Below are 8659 nucleotides of genomic sequence, written 5' to 3' on the forward strand. Positions count from 1 at the left end.
GCTCATTCGGCGGCATCACCCGATCACGCCATACCGAAGTGTCACCACCAAATCAGCAAGAAGCGTTACCGATGTCCTGAGACACAACCGTCACCAATGTCCTGAGACTTCACACATGAGAAACGTGTTGCTACGCCATTTCTCATGCAGCAAGGCATTTCTCGTGGCTCGTTCACTTCCCATCGACGCTATCGTCGAAGCATGGCGGATCACCAGCAACTGGCGCAGTCATTCGAGAACATCGGCGAAGAGTACGAGCGGTACCGACCCGGATTTCCGGATGCTGCCGCCGGGGTGATCATCCCGACCCGCGTAGCCGCGGTGCTGGACCTCGGCGCGGGCACCGGGAAGTTCACCGAACTGCTGACGGACCGGGCCGAGCGAGTGTTCGCCGTGGAGCCGTCTCTTGCGATGCTCGACATCCTGCGGGCGAAGCTGCCCGAAGTCGAAGCGATCGTCGGGGGAGCGGAAAACGTTCCGCTGCCGGATGCTGCGGTCGACGCGGTGACGGTGGCCCAGGCGTTCCACTGGTTCGACAGGGAGAAGGCGTGCGCTGAGATCGCGCGCGTGCTGGTGCCGGGTGGCATCCTCGGGCTGCTCTGGAATCACTCTGACCCGACGTGCACGTGGGACCATGCCTGCCATCGCGTCGCGCATCCGGCAGTAGCTGAAACTGACGGCACGACTGAGTCCGCAGCAGAGGAATTACCCGGGTTCGTTTTCGAGAAGCAGATCCAGATCCGTTGGAACGAGCAGATCACGCGGGCGGACTACCTCAGCCGCTGGCTCACCGTCAGTAGCTTCCTTGTCGCCGACGAAAAGACCCGTGGGCGCATGCTCGCGCAGCTCGAGGCCATTCTCGACGCTGACCCGCAGACCCGTGGCCGCGAGCAATTCGACCTGCCGATGCTCACCGACGTGTTCGTGTACCGCTCCGACGCCTGAGACTCAGCGGACGCGCGTCAGACCATATGCTCGGCGCGGCCGTTGATGTCGAAGGCCGTGCCGAGCGGATGCCTCAGCTCCAGCGTCTCGGCAGGATTCAGGCCGCGCAGCTCGGCGCGCAGCATCCGCCCGATCATCTCGTGCGAGACGATAAGAGGCAGTCCATCCGCCTCCCACCCGCACGCGGACAGCGCAGCGCGAGCTCGTCCACGAGCCTGTGCATAGCTCTCGCCGCCAGGGAATGCCCAGCCATAGCGGTTCTCCGCCCGCTCCTCGCGGGCGCCAGGGAATGCCTGTTCGATCTCGGGGCGGGTCATCCCGGCCATATCCCCGAGATCGAGTTCTGCGAGCTCGGGCATCTCGACGATCTCGGTACCGAGACGTTCGGCGATGATGACGGCCGTTCGCAGCGCCCTGCCCAGCGGGCTCGAAAAGACCATGCTGACCCCGTACGGCGCGAGACTGTCAGCGAGACGCGCTGCCTGGGCGATTCCCTCACGTGTCAGCGGCGAATCCCGCTGTCCGTGCAGCCGTCCCTCGACATTCCATTCCGCCTGCGCATGACGAGCCAGCAGTACACGTTCTGGCACTCGTCGATCCTGCGGAATCATGCCCTCAGGATGGCATAAGCCCGGGCGCTGCGTGAAGCCGGCACCGCATCACGAAGAACTGCTCTACTTCACTCCGAGGAACGTGCGATCAGTCAGCACGATCGGACCATCAGCGGTGATCGCCACCGTGTGCTCAGAGTGAGCGCCGCGAGAGCCATCAGCGCTGCGCAGTGTCCAGCCGTCTGCATCGGTGCGGAGTTCGTCGGTGGTGGCGAGGAACCAGGGCTCCAAGGCCAGCACGAGTCCATCGCGCAGCGGGAAGCCCCGACCAGCGCGACCGTCGTTGGCGACGTGCGGGTCGCCGTGCATGGTGCGGCCGACGCCGTGCCCGCCGAAGTCGGTGTTGATGGAGTAGCCCTCGCCGTGCGCGATCGCGGCGACCGCCGCAGAGATGTCGCCGATACGATTGCCGACGGTCGCGGCAGCGATTGCAGCATCCAGAGCACGCTCCGTCGTGTCGATCAGACGCAAATCCTCATCGCGCGGCGTGCCGACGATGAAAGAGACGGCCGAGTCGGACACCCAGCCATCCACCGCGACCGCGAAATCGAGCGAGACCAGATCGCCGTCGCGCAGCGTGTAATCGTGGGGGAGTCCGTGCAGTACGGCGTCGTTGATCGAGGTGCAGATCACCTTGCCGAAAGGCCCGTTGCCGAACGACGGTGCGTAGTCGATGTAGCAGGACTCAGCTCCCGCCTTGCGGATCAGGTCGTGCGCCTTGCGGTCGATGGAGAGCAGGTTCGTACCAACCTTGGTCTCATCGCGCAGCGTCGCCAGGGTCTCGGCAACGAATCGTCCCGCCGCTCGCATCTCTTCAATCTCAGCAGGAGTGCGCAATTCGATCATGGGTGTTCCTCTCGTCCTCTCTATTCTCGTTGATCCTGGCTGTGGTCGCTCACAGCGAACATTGGTGACGCACATAGAAGTGCGACGTACGATCGTGACATGTGGTTGCGACGTGCACTGTACAGCTGGCTCTTTCCGGCCGCGGTTGTGCTGCCGCTGTGGCTGCTGATTGGCTGGGGCATCTTCAACGCGGGCGGCTGGGCATTCCTCTGGGTGCTGTTCATCGCGATTCCGTCTGTGTTCCTCGGACAGTTGGTGTTGACCCTCCTGGCACGGGCGCGTGCATCGGTGCGGGAAACCCGGATGCTGTCGTGGTGGGACGTGCTCGGTTTCGGCGTGTGGCACGCCCTGACGATTGCGGTCGGCTTTTACCCGCAGGCGTGGTTCCCGCTGCTGCTGACCGGCGCGATCGCCGCGGCCATAGCGCTGTTCTGGCTGATGCTCTGGCAACTGTGGAATGAGGCTCGCAGCGCGAGTGTCGGCATCCGCGTCACGCCGACGATGGTGACGGATTCTGAGCCGGATGCCTGGGACCAGGCCTTTCGCCAGCAGGAAGTCATCATCGTGAAGGAAAAGCCGGTAGCCGAACCCTGATCTGCGGTTTGGTGCGGTGCGCGTTCCGTGCGAGAATGGATCGTTGTGCCGTGACCGGCTCTGCCTCAGGGGAGCCCGCGGTCGTGTCAAGCGCCGTTCAGCACACACCTACGTATTCCTTCCATTTCATGCATCCGACCTGTGGCGAGTGCAGAGAGAGACGATCATGCAGATCCTGGACGCCGTCGACGCGGCTTCGCTCCGTTCCGACATCCCCGACTTCCGTCCCGGCGACACCGTCAAGGTGCACGTCAACATCACTGAGGGCTCGCGCTCTCGTATCCAGGTATTCCAGGGCATCGTCCTCGGCCGCCAGGGCGATGGCGTGCGCGAGACCTTCACGGTCCGCAAGGTCAGCTTCCAGGTGGGCGTCGAGCGCACCTTCCCGGTGCACTCCCCGGTGCTCGACCGCATCGAGGTTGTCACCCGTGGTGACGTGCGCCGCGCGAAGCTCTACTACCTGCGCAAGCTGCACGGCAAGAAGGCCAAGATCAAGGAGAAGCGCGACAACTGATCGCGATATTCTTTCAAGCACCCCGGGACACAGCGTCTCGGGGTGCTTTTGTTCGGCCTGGAGTATGGGAACCTTGAATGAGCCGTCAGTGCGCGGTGTGAAGCTCCCCGTGAAGGAACGCGATGACGACTGAATCCGCCCGTGAGGTCCCCGGTAGGAGGCGCCGCGGATTCTGGATTTTCTTACGTGACGTGCTGGTGATCATCGTGATCGCCGCTCTGGTGTCGTTCCTGGTGAAGAGCTTCATCGTGCGCTCGTTCTACATTCCCTCCGCATCCATGGAGCGCACGCTCCTGGTGAACGACCGAATCTTGGTCGATGAGCTGACGCCGCGCTGGACGGGATACGAACGCGGCGACGTGGTCGTGTTCGAGGATCCGGGCGGGTGGCTGCCAGCGCAGGTGCAGAAGCCGGCCGGGCCACCGCTGATCGAAGCGATCGATTCGCTGCTCACGGTGATCGGGCTGAGTTCGTCCGACAGCGAAGATCACCTCGTCAAACGCATCATCGGTACCGCCGGCGACCACGTGGTCTGTTGCAACGCGCTCGGTCAGATCGAGATCAACGGGGCGCCCGTTGATGAATTGTCGTATCTGAACCTGCCCGAGGGGGACACCGCCGCATCCAACGAGCCCTTCGATGTCACCGTGCCCGCGGACTCACTGTGGCTGCTCGGTGACAACCGCGACCGATCGCAGGATGCTCGCGCCCATCAAGACCTGCCCAGTGGTGGTTTCGTGCCCCTGGACAACGTTGTCGGCAAGGCCTTCTTGACGACGTGGCCGCTCGGACGCATCGGCACGATCGATGGACATCATCCCGTATTCAACGGGGTTCCGGAGCCAGAATGACGGTAGTTGCGCCCACCCTGCGTCTGGAGCGCAAACTCCTGGCCGAGTACGACCTGATCATCTCGCTCGATGAGGTCGGGCGCGGTGCGCTGGCAGGCCCGGTCGCCGTCGGTTCGGCTGTGATGGATGCTGCCGGGGCCCGCCGCCGCGTGCCGGAAGGCTTGCGCGACTCGAAGCTGGTGACCGAGAAGCGTCGTCCCGATGTCGCCGCCCGTGCCGCAGCCTGGGTGCCGGCATCCGGTGTCGGCTGGGCGAGCGCCGCCGAGGTTGACGAGGTCGGAATCATCCGCGCACTGGGGCTGGCCGCATCCCGGGCAATCGACGCCGTGGTCGTACAGGGTGTGTCTCTCGAGCGCACGCTGGTGATCCTGGACGGCAACCACGATTATGTTTCGGCCGTGCATCCGGTGCCCTTGCAGGTGCGCTCGGTGATCAAGGGGGACCGGGACTGCGCCTCTGTTTCGGCAGCATCTGTGATCGCCAAAGTGGCGCGAGACACACACATGGCCGAGCTGCATGAGCAGCACTCGCCGTACCAGTGGAATCGCAACAAGGGCTACGCCAGCGCCGAGCATCGTGCCGCGATCAGAGACCGGGGACTGTCTCCGTTTCATCGGTCGTCGTGGGCGATAGCCGATGCACCGACCCTGTTCTGAGCTTCCCAGCCCAGGAACTCATAGGATGGACTCATCATGGATGAAGAGGCATTCGACGACTACGACCGCGAGCTCGAACTCGCACTGTTTCGCGAGTATCGCGATGTCGTAGGGCAATTCGCATACGTAGTGGAGACCGAGCGCAGATTTTATCTCGCCAATGAGGTGAATGTCGTCCGTCGTGACACCGAGCATGACTTCTATTTCGAGCTTTCGATGAAGGACGTCTGGGTCTGGGATATTTACCGTGCCGATCGTTTCGTCAAAGCCGTGCGCGTGCTCACATTCAAGGACGTCAACGTTGAAGAGCTCCAGCGACGAGAATTCGAGCTGCCAGAGGACCTGTCGCTGGACGGCAAGTAGTTATCCCCATTTCGGGTTCTACGAGGATTCTGCACGGTTCGTGTAATCGCGGGGTACCCGCACTCCTGGGTTTGAGCATGCTGTCGTCATGGCAGCGAAAGACGACCTCGGACGCGCGGGTGAAGAACGCGCGGCGCAGCATCTGATCGAGCGCGGATATCAGATTCTGGCGCGTAACTGGCGGTGCTCGCAGGGCGAGATCGACATCGTCGCAGAGCGCGATGGAGCACTGTGCATCGTCGAGGTGAAGACCCGGCGCAGTATTGATTTCGGCCATCCCTTCGAAGCGGTCGATGAGCGCAAGAAGGAGCGCCTCTGGCGGCTGGGGTACGCCTGGTGCCGAGATCATGCCGACCTCGCCAAGAATCGGATGCTGCGCATCGATGTGATCGGGATCATTGGCGGAGACCCCACTGCAGGTCAGCTTGAGCATCTGGTGGATCTGCGATGAGAACGGCGCGAACCTGGGCGGTCGCGCTGACGGGCGTGGACGGTCACCTGGTCGAGATCGAAGCGGACGTGTCGAATCAGACGCCGGGATTCAAAATCGTCGGGCTGCCGGACAAAGCACTGGGTGAAGCGGCTCAGCGCGTGCACAACGCGGTGACGAACGCCCAACTCGAGTTGACGCGCCAGCGACTTACCGTGAACCTGTCGCCGGCGAGTCTGCCCAAGCACGGCAGCGGGTTCGACCTGGGCATCGCCATCTCTGCGGTGGCGACAGGGGGAGCGCTGAACGCCTCATCGATCGCCCGCACGGTGCATATCGGAGAGCTCAGCCTGGACGGGCGGGTGCGCCCGGTGCCTGGGGTGCTTCCGGCGGTCTTCGCCGCTTCGCGCGCCGGGTTCGATCGCGTGATCGTCCCGCACGCGAACGAGGCGGAAGCCAACCTCGTGCCGGGTATGCGCGTGCAAGCGGCCACCACACTGGCAGAGGTGGCGATGTGGCACGGAGCTGACATCGCGGTAGCCGAGGTTGAACCCGTAGCAGGCACTGCCGCGGTGCCGCGTGAGACAGATCTTTTGGACCTGGCAGATGTTGTCGGCCAGGAGGAAGCTGTGGAGGCGTTGATAGCCGCGGCCGCGGGCGGGCATCACATTCTCATGAGCGGCCCGCCCGGGGCGGGAAAGACGATGCTCGCACGGCGTCTGCCCGGCATCCTGCCTCCGTTGTCAGAATCGGCCGCGCTGGAAGTGGCGGCGATCCGCTCGCTCGCGGGTGCGATGGTGAGCGAGCTCGATGATGTGCCGCCACTGGAAGCACCCCATCACAGCGCCTCGGTCGCGGCGCTCGTCGGCGGTGGATCGCGCACGGTGCGCCCGGGAGCGATTGTGCGGGCACATCGTGGGGTGCTGTTCTTGGACGAGGCCGCCGAGTTCTCACGCGCGGCATTGGATGCCCTGAGACAACCGTTGGAATCGGGAAGCATCGACATCGATCGGGCCGGATTTCATGCTCGGTTTCCGGCGAGGTTCCAGCTCTCCCTGGCGACGAATCCGTGCCCATGCGGAAACTACGGCGTGCGTGGTGCAGAGTGCATCTGCCCGCCGATCGCGATTCGCCGCTACTCCGCTCGATTGTCCGGCCCGCTGCGTGACCGGATCGACATCGATCTGCAGGTGGCTCGGGTAGCCGCGTCGCGGGCGACCTCCACCGAGCGCTCAGCGATGACGACAGCACATGCTCGTGAGCTGGTGGTGGCAGCGAGGCAGCGTGCTGCGAATCGTTGGGCAGGAACGCCCTGGACGATGAATGCCGAAGTGGCCGGTACGTGGCTACGGCAGGGGGAGATTCGCCTGCCGTCGGATGTGCGCGGGCCGCTGGATCGAGCACTGGAGCGTGGTCAGCTCACACTTCGAGGCTATGACCGTGTTTTGCGGCTCGCTTGGACGATGGCGGACCTTGCGGCGGTGGACACCCCAGGACCGGACGAGTTGGGACGGGCGTTGTTTCTGAAGAGAGGACTGATCGCATGATGGAGGCGCTGCTCGGCGACACCGAGACTCGGAGGGCCGCAGAATCCGCACGCCCGGACACTCACCCGACCGAAACGCTGGCGCGGGTCGCCTGGAGCATCATCGCTGAACCCGGCGATGGGGTGGCAGGCGCCCTGATCGAGCAGCTGGGCGCAGTGGACGCGCTGCAGTTCGCCCTGTCGAAGCAGCATCTATCGGAAAAAGCGATCGATGAGGCACGAAAACGGTGGATGCCGCGTGCACACCCTCGGGCGGTGACGGAGGCGCTGCGAGGCGCCACCGAGGTCGCGGCGCGGTTGCTGCTTCCCGGTGACGCTCAGTGGCCGCAAGCCTTGGCAGATCTGGGCGAGCACGCACCCGCAATGCTGTGGGCGCGAGGTGCATCCCACCATCTCTCGTCTCCGAATCCGGTCGCGATCGTCGGCGCACGTGCGGCGACCGCGTACGGGGAATCCGTGGCGGCAGAACTCGCCGGTGACCTCGCGGCGACCGGCACACTGGTGGTCTCCGGTGGCGCCTATGGGATCGACGGCGCTGCACATCGCGCCGCGATGGGCGCCGGCGGTGCGACAGTTGCATTTCTCGCCGGCGGCGTTGACCGGGCGTATCCCGCCGGGCATCAGGATCTGTTTCAACGAATTCAGGCGGCCGGTGCGATCGTCAGCGAGCTGCCCTGCGGTGCAGCACCGACGAAATGGAGATTTCTTGCTCGCAATCGGCTCATCGCCGCGCTGGGGGCGGCCACCGTCGTCGTCGAGGCGGGATGGCGCAGCGGATCCTTGAACACCGCCGGGCACGCATCGACGCTGGGGCGACCTCTGGGGGCGGTGCCTGGTCCGGTGACTTCGGCAGCGTCGGCGGGATGCCATCGGTTACTGCGCGAGTACGACGCCCAGTGCGTCACGAACGCGCAAGAGGTGCGTGAGCTGCTCGGGATGACTGAATCGGCACCGGCCGCACCGGAGAGCACTAACCCGGATCAGGTGCGACTGCTGGACGCCCTGAGCACGAGAACGGCGCGAAGTGCCGGGGATCTTGCGGCACGATCGGGTCTCGACGCGGGCCGTGTGGCAGCAATCCTCGGTCTGCTCGCGCTTGAGGGGATCGCTCAGCGGACCGACGCCGGATGGCAGCGCGTGCCGATATGAGTGGGGCAGCAGATCATGGCAGCCGGTAGCCGACGCCGCGAACGGTCTGGATCTGTCCGGTGCCGAGCTTCTGACGGAGGTAGCCGATGTAAACATCGACCACGTTGGAGCCGGGGTCGAAGTCGTATCCCCATACCCGGCTGAGCAGCTGTTC

12 protein-coding genes are annotated in these 8659 nt (G+C 64.4%); 9 read left to right on the forward strand and 3 right to left on the reverse strand.

Going from position 1 to position 8659, the window contains the following annotated elements; all coding sequences use genetic code 11:
* Positions 1 to 201: 201 nt before the first annotated feature.
* A complete protein-coding gene (locus ACSS7Z_RS16130) occupies positions 202 to 945 on the forward strand; it encodes a class I SAM-dependent methyltransferase (protein WP_438255893.1) in 744 nt (247 codons plus the stop codon).
* A gap of 17 nt (positions 946 to 962) precedes the next feature.
* On the opposite strand, the gene ACSS7Z_RS16135 is transcribed toward ACSS7Z_RS16130, so the two are convergent.
* Both ACSS7Z_RS16135 and map read right to left on the reverse strand, forming a co-directional pair.
* Positions 963 to 1535: a histidine phosphatase family protein gene (locus ACSS7Z_RS16135; protein ID WP_438255894.1), complete on the reverse strand. Its 573-nt coding sequence runs from the start codon at positions 1533 to 1535 to the stop codon at positions 963 to 965.
* A gap of 84 nt (positions 1536 to 1619) precedes the next feature.
* Positions 1620 to 2402 carry a type I methionyl aminopeptidase gene (gene map / locus ACSS7Z_RS16140; protein WP_438255895.1) on the reverse strand — a complete coding sequence of 261 codons (783 nt, stop codon included), beginning with the start codon at positions 2400 to 2402 and terminating at the stop codon, positions 1620 to 1622.
* A gap of 99 nt (positions 2403 to 2501) precedes the next feature.
* Between map and ACSS7Z_RS16145 the strand changes: the two genes are divergently transcribed.
* The 8 genes from ACSS7Z_RS16145 (at position 2502) to dprA (ending at position 8505) form a co-directional block, all read left to right on the forward strand.
* Entirely contained in the window at positions 2502 to 2996 is a 495-nt protein-coding gene (locus ACSS7Z_RS16145; RefSeq protein ID WP_438255896.1) for an MFS transporter permease, read from the forward strand.
* A gap of 166 nt (positions 2997 to 3162) precedes the next feature.
* Entirely contained in the window at positions 3163 to 3510 is a 348-nt protein-coding gene (gene rplS, locus ACSS7Z_RS16150; protein ID WP_438255897.1) for a 50S ribosomal protein L19, read from the forward strand.
* Between the two features lie 122 nt (positions 3511 to 3632).
* Positions 3633 to 4361: a signal peptidase I gene (gene lepB / locus ACSS7Z_RS16155; protein WP_438255898.1), complete on the forward strand. Its 729-nt coding sequence runs from the start codon at positions 3633 to 3635 to the stop codon at positions 4359 to 4361.
* On the forward strand, positions 4358 to 5017 hold the full coding sequence (rnhB, locus tag ACSS7Z_RS16160) for a ribonuclease HII (protein ID WP_438255899.1): 660 nt from the start codon (positions 4358 to 4360) through the stop codon (positions 5015 to 5017). Before lepB ends, rnhB begins: the two co-directional genes overlap by 4 nt.
* Before the next feature lie 36 nt (positions 5018 to 5053).
* Positions 5054 to 5380, forward strand: a complete 327-nt coding sequence (locus ACSS7Z_RS16165; RefSeq protein ID WP_438255900.1) for a DUF2469 family protein — start codon at positions 5054 to 5056, stop codon at positions 5378 to 5380.
* Between the two features lie 88 nt (positions 5381 to 5468).
* A complete protein-coding gene (locus ACSS7Z_RS16170; RefSeq protein WP_438255901.1) occupies positions 5469 to 5831 on the forward strand; it encodes a YraN family protein in 363 nt (120 codons plus the stop codon).
* On the forward strand, positions 5828 to 7357 hold the full coding sequence (locus ACSS7Z_RS16175; RefSeq protein WP_438255902.1) for a YifB family Mg chelatase-like AAA ATPase: 1530 nt from the start codon (positions 5828 to 5830) through the stop codon (positions 7355 to 7357). Before ACSS7Z_RS16170 ends, ACSS7Z_RS16175 begins: the two co-directional genes overlap by 4 nt.
* Positions 7354 to 8505 carry a DNA-processing protein DprA gene (gene dprA / locus ACSS7Z_RS16180; protein ID WP_438255903.1) on the forward strand — a complete coding sequence of 384 codons (1152 nt, stop codon included), beginning with the start codon at positions 7354 to 7356 and terminating at the stop codon, positions 8503 to 8505. Before ACSS7Z_RS16175 ends, dprA begins: the two co-directional genes overlap by 4 nt.
* A gap of 13 nt (positions 8506 to 8518) precedes the next feature.
* On the opposite strand, the gene ACSS7Z_RS16185 is transcribed toward dprA, so the two are convergent.
* The coding region (locus ACSS7Z_RS16185; protein ID WP_438255904.1) for a winged helix-turn-helix domain-containing protein at positions 8519 to 8659 on the reverse strand (141 nt) is incomplete at its 5' end.

The organism is Microbacterium wangyouchuni (genome assembly GCF_051546305.1).
Taxonomy (GTDB): Bacteria; Actinomycetota; Actinomycetes; order Actinomycetales; family Microbacteriaceae; genus Microbacterium.

Bases quoted from the DNA above. Each gene is read 5' to 3' on its own strand.
- ACSS7Z_RS16130 (WP_438255893.1), top strand. From the start codon at position 202: ATGGCGGATCACCAGCAACTGGCGCAGTCATTCGAGAACATCGGCGAA.
- map (WP_438255895.1), bottom strand. From the start codon at position 2,402: ATGATCGAATTGCGCACTCCTGCTGAGATTGAAGAGATGCGAGCGGCG.
- ACSS7Z_RS16145 (WP_438255896.1), top strand. From the start codon at position 2,502: ATGTGGTTGCGACGTGCACTGTACAGCTGGCTCTTTCCGGCCGCGGTT.
- rplS (WP_438255897.1), top strand. From the start codon at position 3,163: ATGCAGATCCTGGACGCCGTCGACGCGGCTTCGCTCCGTTCCGACATC.
- lepB (WP_438255898.1), top strand. From the start codon at position 3,633: ATGACGACTGAATCCGCCCGTGAGGTCCCCGGTAGGAGGCGCCGCGGA.
- rnhB (WP_438255899.1), top strand. From the start codon at position 4,358: ATGACGGTAGTTGCGCCCACCCTGCGTCTGGAGCGCAAACTCCTGGCC.
- ACSS7Z_RS16165 (WP_438255900.1), top strand. From the start codon at position 5,054: ATGGATGAAGAGGCATTCGACGACTACGACCGCGAGCTCGAACTCGCA.
- ACSS7Z_RS16170 (WP_438255901.1), top strand. From the start codon at position 5,469: ATGGCAGCGAAAGACGACCTCGGACGCGCGGGTGAAGAACGCGCGGCG.
- ACSS7Z_RS16175 (WP_438255902.1), top strand. From the start codon at position 5,828: ATGAGAACGGCGCGAACCTGGGCGGTCGCGCTGACGGGCGTGGACGGT.
- dprA (WP_438255903.1), top strand. From the start codon at position 7,354: ATGATGGAGGCGCTGCTCGGCGACACCGAGACTCGGAGGGCCGCAGAA.